Origin of the sequence: Novosphingobium sp. KACC 22771 (assembly GCF_028736195.1) — a bacterium.
GTDB lineage: Bacteria > Pseudomonadota > Alphaproteobacteria > Sphingomonadales > Sphingomonadaceae > Novosphingobium.
This window is the reverse complement of sequence record NZ_CP117881.1, coordinates 757,346-776,041: the sequence shown is the minus strand read 5'-3', so window position 1 is coordinate 776,041 and position 18,696 is coordinate 757,346. Positions and strand designations below refer to the sequence as shown.

The following is an 18,696-nucleotide window of genomic DNA, read 5'->3' as shown; positions in this document are numbered from 1 at the left end:
ATGCCCCAGATGCTAGAGGCCCGGAACCAGTTTCGCAGCAAATTGATCGGCATGATCGTGCTGGGTTTTATCGCTTTGGCCGGGATCGTGGGTTCGGCGGCCATTTTGATGACCATGAACCAGCGTCAGATGGAAGGCGTTGCGCACACCTATCAGGTCGAACGGCAGGTCTCCGCGATGCGCCTGTCGTTGATGCGCATCGACAGTTTTCGCCGCAAGAAAGACACCGAGCGCAGCGCGGAGGAGTTGAAAACCTATCGTTCGCGCCTCGACGCCGCGATCGACAGCTTTGGCGATCTGACCAAGGACAACCCCCGCCAGCAGGCCCGCGTGCCGTTGCTCGAAGGGCTGGAGGCGCAGGTCCTGCTGCAGGTGGGCGCGATTTCCAAGGCGGAATATGGCGAGCGGGTTCATTTTGACGAACCCATCGCCATGCTCGACGTTCTGACCAAGGCGATGCAGGACGAGGAACTGCGCCTGCAAGGCTTCCGCGCCGGAGAATTGCGCCGCATCCAATATGGCTTTTATGTGCTGCTGGCGGCGGCAGGCCTGTTGCTGATCGTGGTGGGCCTGCTCACCTTTGCCAGCTTGCGCCGCTTTACCCAGGAACTGATGGATTCGCGTCAGGCGCTGCGCGATGCCAACACCGGGCTGGAGCAGGCGGTGCAGGAGCGAACGAGCGATCTTAAACGCGCCAATGGCGAATTGCAGCGCTTCGCCTATATCGTCAGCCATGACCTGCGCTCGCCGCTGGTCAATGTCATGGGCTTCACCTCCGAGCTCGAAGTGGCCACCAAGCGTCTGGGCGAGATGCTGGCCGATGCGCGCAAGACTCGCCCCGAAACGCTTTATCCCGGCACGGACGAGCTGATCGAACAGGATTTGCCCGAAGCGATCCATTTCATCCGCACCTCGACGCAAAAGATGGACCGCCTGATCAACGCCATCCTGCAATTATCGCGTCAGGGCAACCGGACCCTCAATCCGACATGGCTGGACATGAACCGGGTGATTTCCGATGTTGCCGAAAGCCTGAAAGTGCGCGCCGAACAGGCCGATGCCCAGATCATCGTGGCCCCCAATCAGCCCGAAATCTATGGCGATCGGGTGGCGATGGAGCAGATCCTGTCGAACCTGATCGAAAACGCGATCAAGTATAATCATCCGCAAAGACCGCCCGTCGTGCGCATCACCGGACGCCGCATCGGCCAAACCGCCGAATTTCGCGTATCCGACAATGGGCGAGGCATTGATGCCCGCGATTTTGATCGAGTGTTTGACCTTTTCCGCCGATCCGGTACTCAGGACCGGCCAGGGGAGGGCATAGGGCTGGCGCATGTGCGTGCGGTCGTCTACCGTTTGGGTGGATCCATTCTGCTGGAATCCGAATTGGGCGTGGGCACAACCTTCATCCTGTCGATCCCGCTGCATTATTCCGAGGAGCAGAGTCAGGTTTCATGAGCAATCCATTGCCTGTCACGATTATCATGATCGAGGACGATCTGGGCCACGCACGCCTGATCGAGAAGAACATTCGTCGTGCGGGGATTTCGAACCAGATCACCCATTTTGAAAATGGCACTGCGGCGGTCGAATATCTGTTTGCGCCGGAACGCGATCCGGCCACGCATGGCCCGGTGCTGATCCTGCTCGACCTCAATCTGCCGGACATGAGCGGGACCTCGATCCTTTCGCGGATCAAGGAAGACGCCAGGCTGCACCGTACGCCTGTGGTGGTTTTGACCACCACCGACGACAAGGTGGAGATTCAGCGCTGCTATGATCTGGGCTGCAACGTCTATATCACCAAGCCGGTCAATTATGAGAGCTTTGCCGAGGCGATCCGCCAATTGGGGCTGTTCCTCTCGGTGATCCAGCTGCCGGAAACGGGTGGCTGATGCCACTGACCGGATCCCGCATCCTTTACATCGACGATGATGAAGGCCTGTGCCGTTTGGCCAAGCGTCATCTCGAAAGGTTGGGCTGCCTGCTGACCATTGCCCATTCGGGCGCCGATGGTATCGAACTGGCCCGGTCGCAACCTTTCGACCTGGTGGCGCTCGACCATATCATGCCGGGCATGAGCGGGCTGGACACCCTCGGGCATCTCATGGCGCTCCCCTCGCCGCCCGCGGTGATCTATGTGACGGGATCGGATGAGACGGGCGTCGCGGTGGCCGCGCTCAAGGCCGGGGCGGTTGACTATGTGGTCAAGACCGGCAGCGGCGATTTCTTCGAACTGTTGACCAGCACGCTGCATCAGGCGCTGGCCACATTGCGCCTGCGCAAACAAAAGGAGCAGTTTGAGCAGCAATTGCGCAGCAGCAACGCCCAGCTTGAAGCGCTGCTGCATGAGATGAACCATCGCGTGGCCAACAGCCTCCAGATGGTCTCCTCGCTGGTCAGCCTGCAGGCGCGCCGGGCCACAGGCCCCGAAGCGCGCGCGATGCTGCAGGACGTGCGCCACCGCATTCAGGCGATCAGCCGCATCCACCGCCAGCTCTACACCGGCGAGAGCTTTCAGGCGGTCAATATGCGCGAGTATCTCGAAGGCATGGCGCGCGACCTGACGGGGACGTTCTCCAGCGAGAATATCTCCCGCTCGATCAAGGTGATGGCCCAGGATGCCACGCTGCCCGCGGCAACGGCCGTTACGCTGGGCGTGCTGGTCAACGAACTGGTCAGCAATGCCTGCAAATATGCCTATGGCAAGGAAGAATCCGGCGAAGTGCGGATCCGTTTCGAGCTGGAAGGCAAGGACGGCTATCACCTGCGTGTCGAGGATGACGGCGTGGGGATGGCTGATGATGCCAAACCCAAAGGGACCGGGCTTGGCTCTCAGATCATTACGGCCATGACGCGCTCGCTGGGCGCGAAACACCAATTCTCTTCCACGGGCAAGGGCTTGCAGGTCGATATTTATCGTACGCCCACGTCTGAACCCTCAATTGACTTATCCGTCGCACCTGTCACCCTGCCTCATGTTCCCATGGCTCCGACCGGCCTGGGGATCATCCCATAAGGAAAGATTGGTCAACGCGATTTTATGGCATCAACATTAAAAGCAGCCAGTGAAGATCCCACTGCGCTGTTCGCAGCAAAAATGCGTGCGCTTTCCACAGCGGAGCGCGAGGCCTATATTACAGACCTCGGCCAGGTGGGGCGTGATGTTCGTGACAAGCTGGACGGCTTGGCGCGGGCGGCCTCCCACATCTGTGATACGCCGGTTGCTCTGGTCTCGCTGGTCGGGCGCGAGGAGCAGGCATTTCTGGGCCGTCAGGGCTATGACGGGCCCGAACCGCCCAGCGCGGTATCCTTTTGTCAGCATGCGATGCTGGGCGAAGCGGCCATGATCGTGCCCGATGCTACACTTGATCCGCGATTTGCCGAAAATCCGCTGGTCACGGGCGATATGGGTATCCGCTTTTATGCGGGCCATCCGTTGCGCAACAAACAGGGAATGCCGCTGGGCAGCCTCTGCGTGATCGATACTGTGCCCAAGGCCGGCCTCTCGCCAGGCCAACTCGACGATTTGAGCAATTTGGCCGATGCGGCGATGCTCTACCTCGAAAACTGGTCGGAAAAGCGGGTCCATGGCGAGATCAACGCTCAGGCGCAGCGCGACATGGACGTGATGACCCGCCGGTTCATCACTCTGGCGGATGCCTTGCCCCAGTTGGTCTGGTCCACTCCACCCGATGGTATGAGCGATTATTTCAGCAAACAATGGGTCGAATTCACCGGTGCCCCGGCCAGCGATAGCTTTGGCTTCGGCTGGATCAACTTCCTGCATCCCGACGATGTGGAACTGACCAGGGAAGCGTGGCGGCGTTCGGTGATGACCAGCCAGCCATATCAGATCGAATATCGCGTACGTCGTCACGATGGCGAATATATCTGGATGCTGGCGCGCGGCATACCGGTGCTGGACGCCGAGGGGCAGGTTGCGCGCTGGATCGGCACATGCACCGACATCAACGACCGCGTCGCCACGGGCGAGGCTTTGGAGATCATGTCGCGCGAATTGAGCCACCGGATCAAGAACCTGTTCTCGGTCGTGCAAAGTCTCGTAACCATGGGCCTGCGCCAGTTTCCCGAGATGGGCGAGGTCAGCCGCGCCCTGCAATCGCGGATGGTGGCGCTGGGGCGCGCGCATGATCTGGTGCGGCCGCGCGTGGTGGATGGGCGGCCTTCCTCGTCACAGACGATGCTGCGCGAATTGGCCGAATATCTGATCGAACCGTTTCAGCCAGAGGGCGAACCGCGGGTTTTCATCAAGGGCGAGGATGCGATGGTGGGCGATTCGTCGGCCACACCGATCGCTTTGTTCCTGCACGAGATGTTGACCAACTCGGTCAAATACGGCGCCCTGGGCGCGCCTGGCGGGCGGATTGCCCTGACGATCGCGCAGCAGGACGATGCGGTGCTGATCGAATGGCATGAGAGCGGCGGCCCGGCAATTGCGGAGGCCCCCGCCCCCGGCTTTGGCACCCGCCTGATCCAGATGACGATTGAGCGCCAGTTGAGCGGAACTATCACCCGCCAATGGCAGGATGGCGGACTGCTGTTGCAGGCCCGCATCCCTCTGGTGCAACTGAGCGCGCACTAGGACGCGCTAAAAAGTAAAGGCCAGAAATGATGGCGCCGACGGCTCCCGCTTGGAGAACCGTCGGCGCCTTTTGCATTGGCTGGCGGGGGGTTAGGCTGCCAATCGCAAAGTCATGTGCGCGGGTGCAATCTGTCGAAATTGGGTGATGAACGCCTCCAACACCTCGCCTTCCAGAACAAAGTTGTGGCGGAAGTCGGGCAATACGCCCCCTTCGAGGACGGCCGACAGAGCGGCGCGGGCGCGGGCGATGCGGCTCTTCACGGTGCCCACGGCGACGCCGCAGATTTCCGCGATGTCCTCATAGCTGACCGACCCGACCGCCATCAGGATCAGCACTTCACGCTGAGCATCGGGCAGGGTCTGGAGCGCGCGCAGCACGTCGGTGGCTTCAAGCTGGCTTTCCTGATCGCCCTTGGTGTTCAGGATGGTTTCGGCCACGCCCTCGTCATATTCGCCGACGAAGCGCTCGCGGCGCAGCTGGCCGAAATAGTGGTGACGCAGGATGGTGAAAGTCCAGGCGCGGAAGCTGGTGCCCGCGACATAGCGGTCGCGCGCGGCCCAAGCCTTCATCAGCGTCTCCTGGGCCAGATCGTCCGCGCGGTCGCGATTGCCGCAAAGCGTGCGGGCAAAAGCGCGAAGATGCGGGATCGCGGCAGTCAATTCCTTATGGAAGTCGGCATCACAAAGTGGTGCGCCAGACAGAGTGCCGGGTTTGCTGGATTTGTCGGAACGCTCGGTCATGGGTATTTCCTTTTAAGGTCCTCACCCTGCCTAACGCCCGGTTTTTGCGAAGGTTCCATCGGGCAAAAATTCTTTTCGAGGATTTTTCCTTATAAAAATCAGCACGCTATAGACATAATCAGCAAGTCAGAAAAATTTTCGCATTTTTTTCGCACCGTGGAACCCTGCCCGGTCTAAGCTGTTTGAAGCACATGCGGGTTCGCGCCCGCGTGCCCGTTTTCCCAAGTGTATGGTACTCGCCTACACATACTCACCTCGAGGGATGTATGAATTTGACAACTGAGCGTACGGGTTCTGCCCGGAAGTCTGGCGATCTTGCTTCGTCGCTTCCATTTTTGCGCCGATATGCGCGCTCTGTCACCGGGCGCCAGTCGAGCGGAGACGCCATTGTGCGCGCAACGCTCGAAGCATCGCTGAACGATCCGGACCTGCTTGCCGAAATCAACGGCGGCGCGGTGGGATTGTTCCGCGCCTTTACCAAGGTCTGGACCAGTTCGGATGCCGGATTTGCCCGCGACGCCGGCGCCTTTGCGGCCGAGACGTCCTCGCAGATCGCGCGCGTTCCCAGCTTTCCGCGTCAGGCCCTGCTGCTTAACCAGCTTGAAGATTTCTCGATCGCCCAGACCGGCGAGATCCTTGGCGTCAGCGAGGAAGAAGCCGGGCAGCTGGTCAAGCAGGCGATTGCCGACCTCGCGCTGGACCGCCCCGCCGATGTGCTGATCATCGAGGATGAAACGATGATCGCCAGCCATCTGGAGGACATCGTGACCCAGGCCGGGCACCGCGTGATCGGCAATGCCACCACCGCCACAGAGGCGCGCGACATCTTTGCCGAAAAGCGTCCGGGCCTTGTGCTGAGCGACATGCAACTGGCCGATGGCAGTTCGGGCGCCGATGCGGTGGACGAAATCCTGCGCCTGAGCGATGTGCCGGTGATTTTCATCACGGCCTTCCCTGAATTGCTGCTCACCGGTGAGCGCCCCGAGCCCGCGTTCCTGATCGGCAAGCCGTTTCGCGACGAAACCGTACGCACCGCGATCAGCCAGGCGCTGTTCTTTGGCTCTCACGTTGAAAAATAAGCGTAACGGGGAAAATGAGCGCGGCAGGCACAATTGCCCTTTGGTGCAAGGAACCTAGCCGCAAGCCAATCATTAGCTTACCATAGAGCGCCCGTTTGCTCAGATTTTTAAAATTGCCCCTGATAAACGGAATGGGACAAACCAGTGAAAGAAGTTCCTCCCTCCAGCAGCACCCATCCCGCCAATACAGCGGGACGCAGGTCGGAAGCTGATGTCCCAGAGACAGGAAAGCCCGCGTGGAGCGACGACATCCGCTCGTATTATCAAGCCGCCGCACAGGAGCCTGTTCCGCAGGATTTCATGGATCTGATGGCGCAGATTGCCAAGCAGATCAAACAATGAGCATGCAGCGCCAGCCATGGCCTGAAGGATGATTGATGGCATTATTCCGAGTGGAAGGGTCACATGAGGGGCGGTGACCTGCGATTATGGCTGCGTCAGGAGACGGGGGCTCTGCATGACAGGCTGGATGACGGCATGTCACGGCTCGATCTCTCGACGCGTGCCGGGCTAGAGACATTCCTGATTAGCCATGTTTATGGATTGCGCGCGGTGCTTGGCATCGCGCGCCGATTTGCGTTCCAGTCCCTCCATATCCCCATGCCCGATTATCTCGCCATGGCGCAGGCCGATCTGGACGCGTTGGGAGCGGCCGCGCCCGATCTGACCGCCGATCCTGAATTGAACCGCGAGGCACATGCAACCGATGGCGCGGGCGAGTGCTATGTCATCCTCGGCTCACGCATGGGCATGAGTGTGCTGCGCCAGCAAGGATATTGGCGGGGCGGCGATTTCCGCCACAGCCGCTATATGGACGATGCCGAGGAAAAGCAGGCGTGGGGCGCCCTGCTCGACTGGTTGGGCGCGCGTCAGGATGATCCGGCGCTGAACGCCTCCGTCCTGACCGGTGCCCAGCGCGCCTTTGCCGCATTTGAACAAGGGCTCAACCTGGCCCAGCGTGAACAAGGGATTTTCACCCCATGACCGGCCGGTACCCCATTCAGGGCGTTGACCTGACAAGTTGCGATGTCGAACCCATCCACATCATCGGCAGCATCCAGAGCTTTGGCTATCTGCTGACTTTTTCCAGCGACTGGCTGCTGCAAAGGGCCTCGACGAATTGCGCGCCCCTGCTGGGCATGGAGGCCGAGGAGGCCATCGGGCGCAATGCCCGCGACTTCCTCAACATTGCCGCCATGGATGTGTTGCGGGCGCGGATGATGGATCTTGACACCAGCAGGGTGGAGCGTGTGTTCGAGGTCGATCTGCTGCGATCGGGTGGCCTTTACGATATGGCGATCTATCGCTCGGGCCGGGCTCTGGTGCTGGAATTTGAACCCAGCCCGCGTGAACAGGGGCGTGACTATCTTTCGATGGTGCGCCCCATGTTTCACGCGGCCCGTTCCTCGACCTCGGTTGAGGGCCTGTGCGATATGGCCGTGCGGCAATTGCGGGCACTGACCGGCTATGACCGGGTTATGGCCTATCGCTTTGATGAAACGGGCGCGGGCGAAGTTTTGGCCGAAGCGCGCAGCGACGGGATCGGCAGTTTCCTTGGCCTGCACTTCCCCGCCTCGGACATCCCCCAGCAGGCGAGGCGGCTGTATACCGAAAATCTGCTGCGCATCATTGCCGATGTCGATGCGGTGCCGGTCGGGATCTATCCCCAGATCAACCTGCATGGCGAAGCGCTGGACCTGAGCCAGAGCGGCATCCGGTCGGTTTCGCCCATCCATCTGGAATATCTGCGCAATATGGGTGTGCGCGCCTCAATGTCGGTGTCCATACTGCGCGATGGCAAATTGTGGGGCCTGTTTGCCTGCCACCATTATTCGCCCCGCTATCTGCCCTTTGGCACGCGCACGGCAGCCGAACTGTTTGGCGAATTCTTTTCCAGCACGCTCAGCGATCTTGAAACCCGCCGCGCGCTCAGCCTTCGCGACACCTCGGTCCATCTGCATGACAGCCTGATCGGGCAAGTGGCAAATGGTCGCGGTTTTCTGGAAAGCTTCGACAGCTTTGCGACCGTTATTCGCGAGGCCATTCCCTGCGATGGCGTGGTGGCCTATGTCGGGGGCGAATTCCGCGCGCAGGGCGAGACCCCGGATTATGAAGATTTCGTCGAGATCGCGCGCTTTCTGAACACTGCGGGCAATGGCGCCTGTTGGTACACCCAGCATATGTCCGCCACCTTCCCGCATGCCGAGGCCTATGCCGAGCGCTGCTCCGGGCTGCTGGCGGTGCCGGTTTCGCGTGTGCCGCGCGACTATATCGTTTTGTTCCGGCGCGAATTTTCGCAAGTCGTGAACTGGGCCGGCGATCCAGGCGCGCCCAAGGCCATCGGCCCCCTTGGCGACCGGCTGACCCCGCGCAAGAGTTTCGCGATCTGGAAAGAAGAGCGCCGTGGGCAAAGCCGGTCGTGGAGCGCGGAGGATCGCGCCATGGCCGAGGGCTTGCGCGTGTCGCTGCTCGAAGTGATCCTGCAACTGGTGGATTCGGCCGCCCATGAGCGCGCATCCCTCACCCGGACCCAGCAGGATCTGATCGCCGAATTGAACCACCGGGTGCGCAATTCGCTCAACCTGATCGCGGCGCTGGTCAATCAGGCGCGCGACGAGGCGATGGACCAGCAGGAATTCCGCCAATCGCTCTCGGCGCGGATCAAGGTGCTCTCGCGCGCCCATGATCTGGTCAATGCCAGCAGTTGGGTGCCCTACCCGCTGATTCCGCTGATCGAGGAATTGATTAAAGAGAGCGCCAATGCCGCGACGGCCAATCTGGTCATCGAAGGCTCCTGCGCCCAGATCCGTCCCTCGGCTTTTACCACAATGGTCATCGTGCTGCATGAATTGATCAGCAACAGCAAGGCGCTGCAAAGCCCGGAGGGCAGGGTCACGATCACCCTCTCGCGCGATCCGCATGGCGATCTGGCGATTTCCTGGCGTGAGGAAGGCGATGTCTGTTCGCAGCCATGGCACGATGCCTTTGCCGTGGCCATTGTCGAGCGGACCATCCCGCATGAATTGAGCGGTCGGTCATGGCTGAATTTCGGCGATGGCTTTATGGAGGCCATGCTGGTCATTCCGGGCAGCAGCGTCGTGTTCAACCACGACCCTGTGCCTGTTGTCCGGCCCTTGCCGACCCGCGCCCCGGCCGCGCCGCCGTCGGGCGCGCAGGAAATCGACGTGCTGGAGCGCGACGATCTGGACGAACGGGTGCTGCTTGAGGGCCGCGTGCTGCTGGTCGAGGACAACGTGTTGATCGGGATGGAGGCGGAATACCAGCTTCAGGACCTGGGCGCGCAGGAAATCGACATGGCGGGCAATGTGGCGGCCGCGCTCGACCTGATTGCGGTGCATGACTACAAATTTGCCGTGCTGGACATTAATCTGGGCAATGAAACCAGCCAGAAAGTGGCCGAAGCCCTAAGCGAGCGCGGCGTGCCCTATGTCTTTACCACCGGCTATGGCGAAGTGCCATGGACGCAGGCGGCGGCCTATGGCGCGCCGGTGGTGACCAAGCCGTTGGACCCGACGGCGCTGGAGCGGGCCATTCTGGAAACCCGGCGCAGGAAGTAACCCTCTTACAAAACGCGCAAAAAGCCCCGGCGGACATGGTCCCGCCGGGGCTTTTTGCATGGGCCATTCCGGCGATCCACCGCGCATCAAATTCCTTATGGAACCTCCGCGCCCGGCAACCATTTCCGAATCTGTAACCGCCTTGTGGCGACTACCTCAATAAAAAGAATGGAGGACAGCCATGCTTCTTTTTCTGGCCATTATTCTTGTCGTCGCATGGATCGGCGGCTTTGCGGTCTTTCACGTTGCGGGCGGGTTGATTCACCTGCTGCTGCTCTTCGCGATCGCTTCTTTCATTTTCCACCTGATCACGGGTCGCTCTTCGGCAACGTGAACCATCGGCGCCGTTAAGGCGCCACCAACCAAGGACCATGGCCGCCGATAGGATCGCGGCCCCTGACAGGAGAGTGACATGGGCATTATTCTTTGGCTTATCGCAGGCGCTTTCGTGGGTTGGCTGGCCAGCCTGATCATGCGCCGTGACGGTTCGCAGGGCATTCTGGGCGACATTCTGGTCGGTATCGTGGGTGCCTTTATCGGCGGCATCCTGTTTACCGGCGGCACGATCAATGATGGCGTGATCTCGATCAACACCATCCTTGTTTCGCTGGTGGGTGCGGTGATCCTGCTGGCCATCGTCAATCTGGCGCGTCGCGGTTCGCTGCGTTAATCCGCGCCATCGCGAAACCCAAAAAGGGCGGCACCCACCGGGCGCCGCCCTTTTTGCTTATCCCGCGGTCAGGCGCTGAACGAAATCCAGCTTGGCCACAATCGGCGCAGTCAGATGGAAAGGATAGCAATCGGGCTGGCCCATCGCGCGATTGATCGTGTTCATGGCAAAGGACAGGGGCGCCATCGCCTCGGCCAATGGTTCGGCCTTGGCACGATAGGGGTTGAAATCGAGCCGCACGTCCAGATCGCCCTCTTCCACCCGCAGCCCGATGCCCGCCCCGGTGGCCAGCACATCGACAATGTGCAGATAATGGGCAAAGGTTTCGGCAAAATCCTCCCACGGATGCGAAGTAGCGTAAAAGCTGATGAAGTCCTCGCTCCACACCTGCGCCGGATCGGCATCGTAATGGGCGGCCAATGCCTGCGCATAATCGGCCCGTTCATCGCCAAACAGCGCGCGAAATTCCTCCAGCCTTTGCGGATCGTTTTCGACCAGCCGGTTCCAGTAATGATGCCCGATCTCATGGCGGAAATGGCCCAGCAGCGTACGATAGGGCTCGCCCATATTCTCGCGGATTTTCTGGCGCTGCGCATCGTCGGCCTCGACCAGATTGAGCGTGATGACGCCGCCGTCATGGCCGGTCATCACCTGCGCATCGCCTCCGTTTTCGGCCGCAGGGTCGTATAGGAAGCGGAAGGCAAACCCCTGCTGGCCCTCCGGCGCTTCGGCGGGGGTTTCCACCGGCAGGCCCAGTTGCAGCAGCGAATGGATCATCCGCCGCTTGGCCTCCTCGATTTTTGCCCATCGCTGGGCCACGCCCTCCATGTTCAGATCGGGGATGACCTCATTGTGGCGACAGGCGCGGCACAAAGGCTCGGCATCATCCGTCCGCACCAGCCAGTTGCAGATTGCATGATCGGTGTTGTTGGCGCAAACAACCGCATCGACGATCTCGCCCGCACCGTCGCGCCAGCAAGTGGCCTCATCGGCCAGAAAGAGAAATGTGTTTTCGCCCGGGTCATAGCCCAGCGTGGCCTGGCAGGCGGGACAGACCCGCGCCTCGAAATGCACCAGACGCCGGCAGTTCGGGCATGCAAAAGGAGCCATGATGAAACCTGTCGTGTTGCAAGGAGAGCAGGCCACCGCGGCCCGCTTGTCTCGTCCAATGCAATGCGGCGTGGGATCAAGGGTTTCATCGCCGGGCGGTCAATGGGCCAAATTCCTGCCCCCGCGTCGGGATCCAAACCGGGCCTTTGTGCATTATGGTTTGGTGAGTCATAAGCAAAACCTGTCGCCCATCCTTGCCGCCCCGCTCCGCTTTCGCGTGAGATATGCCCCATGACCTATGCGCAGGGGCTTTCGTTTGCGCTGCTGCTGGGCGCGATTGCGATGTTTGTGTGGGGGCGGTTCCGCTATGATCTGGTGGCGCTGGTGGTGCTGGTCATCGCCATGGCCACGGGCGATGTCCCGGTCAAACAGGCCTTCACCGGTTTTACCAGCGATGTGGTCATGATTGTCGGTTCGGCGCTGGTGGTCAGCGCGGCGATTGCCCGTTCCGGGGTGATCGAATGGGCCGTGGGACCATGGCTTGAGCGTTTGCGCACCGCGCCGGTTCAGGTGCCGGTGCTCTCGGGCGTTACCGCGCTGCTCTCGATGCTGACCAAGAATGTGGGCGCGCTGGCGATCCTGATGCCGGTGGCCCTGCGCATCGGGCGCAAGACCGGCACCTCGCCCTCCAGCCTACTGATGCCGATGGCTTTCATGTCGCTGCTGGGCGGGCTGGTCACGCTGGTGGGCACATCGACCAATATCATCGTCAGCCAGATCCGGCAGCAGGAATTGGGCCGCCCCTTTGCGCTGTTCGATTTTGCCCCGGTCGGTCTGGTGCTGACCGGGCTGGGCCTGCTGACGGTCAGCGTGGCATGGCGCCTGTTGCCCGCCACGCGGCAGGGGGCGGCGGGCCTTGACACCGCCTCGGCCCAGACGCGCTATGCCACCGAAGCGCGCATCACCACCGAGCTGGCGCAAAGCGGGGTGACGATTGCCGATCTGCGCCTGAGCGATGACGGGGTGACGCTGCGGCGTCTGATCGGGCCGGATGGCACGGCGCGCCCCGCCCTGCCCGATGCACTGCTGCCCGCCGACAGTTGCCTGGTGCTGGAGGGACAGGACGAGGCGCTCGATCGCCTCTTCGCCCGCGTGCCGCTGATGCATGGGCGCGAGAGCCGCGAGCCGGAAAAATCCGAACCCGGCGAGGAAATGCGCAGCATTGAGGCGGTAGTGCAGGAGCATTCGCTGCTGGTGGGCCAAACCGCGCAGGAAGCCGGGCTGCAGGACCGCTTTGGCGTCAGCCTGATGGGCATCGGCCGCAGCCAGGAGCGGATCACCGAGCGGCTGGATGAAACTGCCCTGCGCGCGGGCGATGTGCTGGTGCTGCGCGCGGGCGAAAGGGCGCTGCCCGCGATCCTGACGGATCTGGATCTGCTCCCGCTGTTCGAACGCAATGTCAAACTGGGCGACCGACGCCGCCGGTTTCTGCCGATCATCGTGCTGGCGGCGGCCATGCTGCTGGTGGCCTTTGGCGTGGCGCCGGTGGCGGGCGCGTTTTTCGGCGCGGCGGTCATGATGATGGTGGTGGGCGCGCTTTCCCCGCGTGAGGCCTATGGCGCGCTGGAACCTGAAGTGCTGGTGCTGCTGGGCGCCTTGACGCCGATCAGCGAGGCGGTGCACCACAGCGGCGGCACCGAGATCATCGCCCATATGATGACTGGGCTGCTGGATAATCTGGCGCCGATCTTTGCGCTGGGGGTGATGATGGCGGCGGCGATGATCTGTTCGCCCTTTTTGCACAATGCGCCCACGGTGCTGTTGCTGGGGCCGGTGGCGGTGGCCGTGGCCCGCGGGCTGCATCTCAATCCCGACGCATTCCTGATGGCCGTGGCCACGGGGGCGGGATCGGATTTCCTGACGCCGGTCGGCCATCAATGCAACACGCTGGTGATGGGGCCGGGCGGCTATCGCTTTGGCGATTACTGGCGGCTGGGCATGCCCTTGTCGATCATGGTGATCATCGCGGGCACTCTGGCCATCAACGTGTTCTGGCCCTTATAGGCGGGCGCGCAACGCTTGCGCGCCCGCTGAAACGTTCAACGCAGCGACCCGCGCCGAAACAGATTGACGATGCCCAGCAGCACGATGGCGCCCACCAGCGAGACCGAGAAAGTGCCGATGGTCAGCGGGCTGTTGTTGATATCGCCATGCGAGAACAGGAGGCCGCCCAAAAACGCGCCCACCACGCCCACCACGATATTGCCGAACAGGCCCAGCGCCTCGCCCATGATCATGCCTGCGACCGCGCCAACCAGCGCACCGATCACAAGCCACAGAAGGATGCTCATAAAAGGTCTCCTTGATTGCTTCTATAAAGGGCTCAACAGATGCCCTTGCGCGAGGTTCCATCGGCCGTTTGGCGGCCTGCGAAGGGGGAAATTTTTGCTGCAATCGCAAAAAGAGGTATTTTCACCCAATTTCCATGCAACCTTCCTCCGCTTCATGTCTTTCATGGTCAGAACGCAGGCACAGCTCGCCAACGACAACGCCCGCGGCTCCAGAAGGAAGGAAACCCATGAGAAAACTCATTATTATGGCCGCTCTGGCCTCGTCTGCCATGGCAACCTCGGCTTACGCGGAAACCGGCCCCTATATCACGATCGAGGGCGGCGCGGTGAAGCAGGAACGCTCGGACGTTTCGGGCCCCACCGGGTTTGAACGCAGCAACCGCTTCAAGTACGGCTGGGAAGCAGGCGGTGCCGTCGGTTATGACTTCGGCAACTTCCGTCTTGAAGCTGAAGGCTTCTACAACGAATCCAAGATGGCCAGCTCGATGCGCCCGACGGCCGTCCCCGGTCCGCTCGGCACTTTCACCCGCGATGGCGGCACGCTGGCCGGTCACACCTCGACCGTGGCCGTGATGGGTAACGCCCTGTTCAGCGTCGGCCACTGGGGCGGAGCCAAGTTCTACGCCGGTGGCGGCGCCGGTTATGCCGACGTTTACCTCTCGGAAGGTCTGCCCGGCACCAACGCCGCCTATACCCGCGACCATGCTCAGGGTTTTGCCTGGCAGGCCCTGGCCGGCCTGACCATGCCGCTGAGCAAGAACGCCGACTTTGGTGTGCGTTACCGTTATTTCCGTCCCGATGGCGCGGACAATTTCGCTGACTCGACCGGCGCGTTCCACAATGCCAAGCTGCGCAGCCACTCGGTTCTGGCCACGCTGACCTATAACTTCGGCCGCGCCGCCGAGCCGGTGGCCGAGCCCGCTCCGCCCCCGCCGCCCCCGCCGGCCGCCGAACCTGCTCCCCCGCCGCCGCCCCCGCCCCCCCCGCCGCCCCCGCCGGTTTGCAACAAGGGCCCCTACATCGTGTTCTTCGATTGGGATAAGTCGGACGTCACGAGCGAAGCCGCAGGCATCCTCGACAGCGCGATCCAGGCCTATGGCAATTGCGGCACGGTGCCGGTGATGGTGGCCGGTTATACCGACAGCTCGGGTACGCCCAAGTACAACCTCGGCCTGTCGCAGCGCCGCGCTGAATCGGTCAAGTCCTACCTGACCAGCCACGGCGTTGGCAGCGGCTCGATCACCACGCAGGGTCTGGGTGAAACCAACCAGCGCGTTCCCACCGCCGACGGCGTCCGCGAACTGCAGAACCGTCGCGTTGAAATCACTTACGGGCCGGGCTCGGGCAACTAAGCCCTCCTTCCTTCCCCGTAATGGAAAGGGCCGGAGAAATCCGGCCCTTTTTATATGCGTTGATGTTGGTGGCCGACGGAATTGAAATCCGACGGGCTGGTCGACAATAAGGGCGCTTACTTCATCGCCATCTGTGTCGGCGTCAGCATCGATTTGGCCCCATCGCCCACCAGGAAATAGGCACCCCAGTAATAGGGATGCGAAAAGCGGCGGGTGTCGATCATCTGGTCCTGCGCGGTCTTGATCGCGCTGGCCATGGTGGCGCTGCGTCCGGTGCGGTAAAAGGTGGACATCAGATCGTCGGTCTGGGTCAGAACCGGCACGGCCCAGAACGTGGCCATGACCGTGCGTGCGCCCGCCGCGATAAAGGAGCGCACCAGCCCGTCGAGCGCGGGCGAGGCGCTTTCCAGCCCGGCCTTGAGCGCGGTCTGGACACTGGTGCCCGCCGCCGTGTCGCAGGCCGAGAGCACCACCAGATTAGCGTCCAGCTCCAGCTTGGCCACTTCGTCAAAGGACAGCATGCCATCGGACAGGACCTGACCCGAGGGCGTCGGCGCAGCCAGCGTGGTCAGCAGCGCGGGCGGCAGATGCAATTTGCAGGTGGAGAGATCGACCTGCGTTTCAGGCAGTCCATGGGTGGCGAAATGAACGACCTGATACTGGCCAAGCTGGGATGAGGCCGGGCCGTCGATCAGGCTGATATCGGTGAATTTGTCGCCCACGATGGTGGGCGCTCCATCGGCGCCGATAGCATTGGCCGCAATGGTCAATTCACGCGCGCTGATCGGGTTGACCTTGCTCAGATAGCCCGCCCATTGGGTATAGGACAGGGAACAGTCAAAGGGCATCCGGTTGTCGCCGGTGTTGGCCGGGGCCGGTTCGGGCGCGGCATTTTCGCCTATGCCCAGAAATTTGCCCCGCGCGGCCGAGGATTTGACATCATTGCGCGAGCGCAGAAAAGCCCGCGGCGACAAGGCCACCGAGGACTCGCTGCTGCGCGCAACAAAGGCCAGTTTCGAATAATCGCCCTTGGCCTTTTGCGCCTGATAGGCCGTAACGGAGGCGGGATCGGTCACCAGCACGGCCAGCGGCACCTGACGCAGCTTGCCCGCCGGATCATAGATGATCCGTTCCGCGCCCGCCACGGCGGAGGCCGCAGGCCCGGTGATCGCCTGAAACAGCTGTTGCGACTGAGCCACGGCAAAGGGGCTGATCCGGCGTGTCTTTTCATCCAGCCGCGCGCTGTTCATCACCGCATCGGCAAGCGCATCGGTCTTGGCCAGCCCGCCATCGACCATATAGATCCACGTCCGCTCCTTGGTCACCACGATGCCCGCCATCGAGCTGTAAAGCTGGACCAGCTTGAGATAGGCCTCACGGGGGCCAAGCGCGCTGCGGATCGCCTCGATGGTGGCCGGTTCGTCCTGAAGCGCGCCGATGCGGTTGCTGGCCGACAATTGCGCCGCGATCTGGTCGCGCTCGCCGGTGGCGGCAAGGCGCTCCTTTTCCAGCTCGGCCAGCGCCGCGCTATTGGCGTCCGCACTGGCGATTTCGGTGCGTAGGCGGACCAGCTGGCGGTCAACCTGAGCGCGGCGGCGCAGCAATTCGGCGGCCTTGGGATCGGCCGAAAGCACGCGCTGCAATTGCGCATATTCCAGCGCGATGGCCGGTTCACCGATCATCTGCATCGCCTGGAAAAAGCGGTCATCGCGCTCGGGCGTAGCGGGGGCGCGCGTCAACAAGGCGAAATAGCGCTCGATCGAGGCCAGCGAGACATTGCCCGTCCCCGTCAGTTGCGGCAGGCTCTGCACCGCATTGGCATATTCGGCCAGCACCTTGTCCGAACTGATCGCCGGATTGCGCGAGGCGGCGCTGGCGCGTTCCAATTGCGTATCGGCTAGCAAGGGCGCGGCCACATAGGTATCGCTCAGCGGCTTGGCATTGGGGAACAGGCAGGCCGTGCCCGATGTCCGCCCGCTCAATCCGGCAATCGCGCAATCGTAATGGTCCAGCGCGCGGGCAATGTCGCGCGCCGTGTTGCGCCGCATGTAAATGCGCGCCTGCTGACGCTCCAGCGTGGTGCGCAGCCAGGCGATATTGTCGGGCGCATAGCGCTGGACAATGGCATTGGCCGCCCCGCTGGCCACCTGCAAGGCGGCCCCCGCCTCATCCACGCGCCCCGCGCCCAGATAGGCCACGCTCAAGGTCTGATAGCGCTGAACCTTGAGCAGGGTCGCATTGAGGTCGGTGTCATTGCTCAATTGCGATTGCAGATTGCTGCCCCGCCCGCTGCCTTCCTGATTGAGACGGCTGAGCGTTTCGGGATCTTCGATGCCGCCCGCGCTGGTGCCGGGCATGCGGTTCAATTCGGCAATCGCCTCGTTCCAGCGATGCTGGTTGACCAGATCGATGCCGCGATAAATCCCCAATTGATTCATCAGCAGGGAGCGCTGGGGCGAGGGTGGCGCATCGCGCAGATAGCCATCCGCCACGGCAAAATCGGCAGCGGCCAGTTCAAACTGGGTCAGATTGGAATGCGCTAGCCCGGCGGCGAGGCGCAGATCCGCGCGCGTGGTGGGATCGGCATTGGCAAAGGCGCGCAGCCCATCGCTCAACGTGCGCGAGGCATCGAGCAGGCGCCCGCTCTGCAGGGCGATCACCCCATCGGTCAGCACATTGGCGGGCGAGAGTGCCTGCCCCTGCTGCTCCACCTTGGCCGCAGGCGCCGGGGGCAGCGCGGCAAGCTGGATCGCGGATTTGGGCGTCTGGTTGCCCTGCGGCGGGGTCGCGCCCATCGCGATCACCCCCAAGGCGGTTTCCAGCACGCCCAGCGCCGATTCCACCGCCGCTCCTTGCCACACCGAACCATCGCGCGCGGTGATGCGGATATCGATCGCCGGCTTGCCCAGACGCGGGTCAAAACAGCGCCGCACCTGCGCGGGAATATTGCCCGCAATGGTGGCCGCAACCGCCTCGCCGCAGGTGGTGGCCTCAGCCGGTTTGCCCCGCGCGCTGACATAGCCCTGCAGATCGGCGGCGGCGATGTCGCGGCAATTGATGACGAAAGGCTGATCGGCGGCATAGCTGATCGGCCCGGCCCCCGCCCCCCACTGGCGCGAGGCGGAACAGGCGTCGCCATTGGCATTGGCCCCCAGCGCAAAGCGTTCGGGCGCCAGGGCCGCCTGCGCCGTTGCGCCCAAGCCCCCGATGCTCATCGCCAGGAGCGAGGTGGCGAGCGTGAAAAAGGTCTTGCGGTGCGTCATGAT

At 62.3% G+C, this 18,696-nt stretch carries 16 protein-coding genes; 12 read left to right on the top strand and 4 right to left on the bottom strand.

The window, feature by feature from the left end; translation table 11 throughout:
• From PQ467_RS03405 to PQ467_RS03390, 4 genes are all read left to right on the top strand, one after another.
• On the top strand, positions 1-1,461 hold the full coding sequence (locus tag PQ467_RS03405; protein ID WP_274175150.1) for a sensor histidine kinase: 1,461 nt from the start codon (positions 1-3) through the stop codon (positions 1,459-1,461).
• On the top strand, positions 1,458-1,898 hold the full coding sequence (locus tag PQ467_RS03400) for a response regulator (RefSeq protein ID WP_274175149.1): 441 nt from the start codon (positions 1,458-1,460) through the stop codon (positions 1,896-1,898). Before PQ467_RS03405 ends, PQ467_RS03400 begins: the two co-directional genes overlap by 4 nt.
• A complete protein-coding gene (locus tag PQ467_RS03395) occupies positions 1,898-3,022 on the top strand; it encodes a sensor histidine kinase (RefSeq protein WP_274175148.1) in 1,125 nt (374 codons plus the stop codon). The genes PQ467_RS03400 and PQ467_RS03395 overlap by 1 nt, the downstream gene beginning before the upstream one ends.
• Before the next feature lie 81 nt (positions 3,023-3,103).
• The gene (locus tag PQ467_RS03390) at positions 3,104-4,609 is read left to right on the top strand and encodes a PAS domain-containing protein (protein WP_274175147.1); all 1,506 of its coding nucleotides are present in this window, start codon (positions 3,104-3,106) and stop codon (positions 4,607-4,609) included.
• A 90-nt stretch (positions 4,610-4,699) separates the two neighbouring features.
• Here the strand turns inward: PQ467_RS03390 and PQ467_RS03385 are convergent, their stop codons facing one another.
• Entirely contained in the window at positions 4,700-5,350 is a 651-nt protein-coding gene (locus PQ467_RS03385; protein WP_274175146.1) for a sigma-70 family RNA polymerase sigma factor, read from the bottom strand.
• 266 nt (positions 5,351-5,616) lie between these two features.
• On the opposite strand from PQ467_RS03385, the gene PQ467_RS03380 reads away from it, so the two are divergent.
• The 6 genes from PQ467_RS03380 (at position 5,617) to PQ467_RS03355 (ending at position 10,677) form a co-directional block, all read left to right on the top strand.
• Entirely contained in the window at positions 5,617-6,429 is an 813-nt protein-coding gene (locus PQ467_RS03380) for a response regulator (RefSeq protein ID WP_274175145.1), read from the top strand.
• Positions 6,430-6,573: 144 nt separating this feature from the next.
• Positions 6,574-6,771 carry a NepR family anti-sigma factor gene (locus PQ467_RS03375; protein ID WP_274175144.1) on the top strand — a complete coding sequence of 66 codons (198 nt, stop codon included), beginning with the start codon at positions 6,574-6,576 and terminating at the stop codon, positions 6,769-6,771.
• A gap of 63 nt (positions 6,772-6,834) precedes the next feature.
• Positions 6,835-7,413 carry a hypothetical protein gene (locus PQ467_RS03370; RefSeq protein ID WP_274175143.1) on the top strand — a complete coding sequence of 193 codons (579 nt, stop codon included), beginning with the start codon at positions 6,835-6,837 and terminating at the stop codon, positions 7,411-7,413.
• A complete protein-coding gene (locus PQ467_RS03365) occupies positions 7,410-10,007 on the top strand; it encodes a GAF domain-containing protein (RefSeq protein WP_274175142.1) in 2,598 nt (865 codons plus the stop codon). The genes PQ467_RS03370 and PQ467_RS03365 overlap by 4 nt, the downstream gene beginning before the upstream one ends.
• Before the next feature lie 181 nt (positions 10,008-10,188).
• A complete protein-coding gene (locus PQ467_RS03360) occupies positions 10,189-10,341 on the top strand; it encodes a lmo0937 family membrane protein (RefSeq protein ID WP_274175141.1) in 153 nt (50 codons plus the stop codon).
• Between the two features lie 78 nt (positions 10,342-10,419).
• Positions 10,420-10,677, top strand: a complete 258-nt coding sequence (locus PQ467_RS03355; protein WP_274175140.1) for a GlsB/YeaQ/YmgE family stress response membrane protein — start codon at positions 10,420-10,422, stop codon at positions 10,675-10,677.
• A 57-nt stretch (positions 10,678-10,734) separates the two neighbouring features.
• Here the strand turns inward: PQ467_RS03355 and PQ467_RS03350 are convergent, their stop codons facing one another.
• The gene (locus PQ467_RS03350; protein WP_274175139.1) at positions 10,735-11,787 is read right to left on the bottom strand and encodes a zinc-binding metallopeptidase family protein; all 1,053 of its coding nucleotides are present in this window, start codon (positions 11,785-11,787) and stop codon (positions 10,735-10,737) included.
• A gap of 231 nt (positions 11,788-12,018) precedes the next feature.
• Here PQ467_RS03350 and PQ467_RS03345 point away from each other — a divergent pair, with 231 nt between their 5' ends.
• Positions 12,019-13,791 (top strand): SLC13 family permease, encoded by a 1,773-nt coding sequence (locus PQ467_RS03345; RefSeq protein WP_274175138.1) that lies wholly within the window; start codon positions 12,019-12,021, stop codon positions 13,789-13,791.
• A 35-nt stretch (positions 13,792-13,826) separates the two neighbouring features.
• Here the strand turns inward: PQ467_RS03345 and PQ467_RS03340 are convergent, their stop codons facing one another.
• Positions 13,827-14,078 carry a GlsB/YeaQ/YmgE family stress response membrane protein gene (locus PQ467_RS03340; RefSeq protein ID WP_274175137.1) on the bottom strand — a complete coding sequence of 84 codons (252 nt, stop codon included), beginning with the start codon at positions 14,076-14,078 and terminating at the stop codon, positions 13,827-13,829.
• Between the two features lie 227 nt (positions 14,079-14,305).
• Here PQ467_RS03340 and PQ467_RS03335 point away from each other — a divergent pair, with 227 nt between their 5' ends.
• Positions 14,306-15,430, top strand: coding sequence for an OmpA family protein (locus PQ467_RS03335; RefSeq protein ID WP_274175136.1), 1,125 nt, complete (start codon positions 14,306-14,308; stop codon positions 15,428-15,430).
• A 116-nt stretch (positions 15,431-15,546) separates the two neighbouring features.
• Here the strand turns inward: PQ467_RS03335 and PQ467_RS03330 are convergent, their stop codons facing one another.
• Complete coding sequence (locus PQ467_RS03330) at positions 15,547-18,693, bottom strand: CHAT domain-containing protein (RefSeq protein ID WP_274176078.1); 3,147 nt, start codon at positions 18,691-18,693, stop codon at positions 15,547-15,549.
• Positions 18,694-18,696: the final 3 nt, after the last annotated feature.

What these genes read in the sequence shown, in the direction of transcription:
- PQ467_RS03335 (WP_274175136.1), top strand. Translation starts at nt 14,306, where the DNA reads ATGAGAAAACTCATTATTATGGCCGCTCTGGCCTCGTCTGCCATGGCA.
- PQ467_RS03330 (WP_274176078.1), bottom strand. Translation starts at nt 18,693, where the DNA reads ATGACGCACCGCAAGACCTTTTTCACGCTCGCCACCTCGCTCCTGGCG.
- PQ467_RS03380 (WP_274175145.1), top strand. Translation starts at nt 5,617, where the DNA reads ATGAATTTGACAACTGAGCGTACGGGTTCTGCCCGGAAGTCTGGCGAT.
- PQ467_RS03360 (WP_274175141.1), top strand. Translation starts at nt 10,189, where the DNA reads ATGCTTCTTTTTCTGGCCATTATTCTTGTCGTCGCATGGATCGGCGGC.
- PQ467_RS03340 (WP_274175137.1), bottom strand. Translation starts at nt 14,078, where the DNA reads ATGAGCATCCTTCTGTGGCTTGTGATCGGTGCGCTGGTTGGCGCGGTC.
- PQ467_RS03400 (WP_274175149.1), top strand. Translation starts at nt 1,458, where the DNA reads ATGAGCAATCCATTGCCTGTCACGATTATCATGATCGAGGACGATCTG.
- PQ467_RS03345 (WP_274175138.1), top strand. Translation starts at nt 12,019, where the DNA reads ATGACCTATGCGCAGGGGCTTTCGTTTGCGCTGCTGCTGGGCGCGATT.
- PQ467_RS03385 (WP_274175146.1), bottom strand. Translation starts at nt 5,350, where the DNA reads ATGACCGAGCGTTCCGACAAATCCAGCAAACCCGGCACTCTGTCTGGC.
- PQ467_RS03355 (WP_274175140.1), top strand. Translation starts at nt 10,420, where the DNA reads ATGGGCATTATTCTTTGGCTTATCGCAGGCGCTTTCGTGGGTTGGCTG.
- PQ467_RS03350 (WP_274175139.1), bottom strand. Translation starts at nt 11,787, where the DNA reads ATGGCTCCTTTTGCATGCCCGAACTGCCGGCGTCTGGTGCATTTCGAG.
- PQ467_RS03390 (WP_274175147.1), top strand. Translation starts at nt 3,104, where the DNA reads ATGCGTGCGCTTTCCACAGCGGAGCGCGAGGCCTATATTACAGACCTC.
- PQ467_RS03365 (WP_274175142.1), top strand. Translation starts at nt 7,410, where the DNA reads ATGACCGGCCGGTACCCCATTCAGGGCGTTGACCTGACAAGTTGCGAT.
- PQ467_RS03370 (WP_274175143.1), top strand. Translation starts at nt 6,835, where the DNA reads ATGAGGGGCGGTGACCTGCGATTATGGCTGCGTCAGGAGACGGGGGCT.
- PQ467_RS03395 (WP_274175148.1), top strand. Translation starts at nt 1,898, where the DNA reads ATGCCACTGACCGGATCCCGCATCCTTTACATCGACGATGATGAAGGC.
- PQ467_RS03405 (WP_274175150.1), top strand. Translation starts at nt 1, where the DNA reads ATGCCCCAGATGCTAGAGGCCCGGAACCAGTTTCGCAGCAAATTGATC.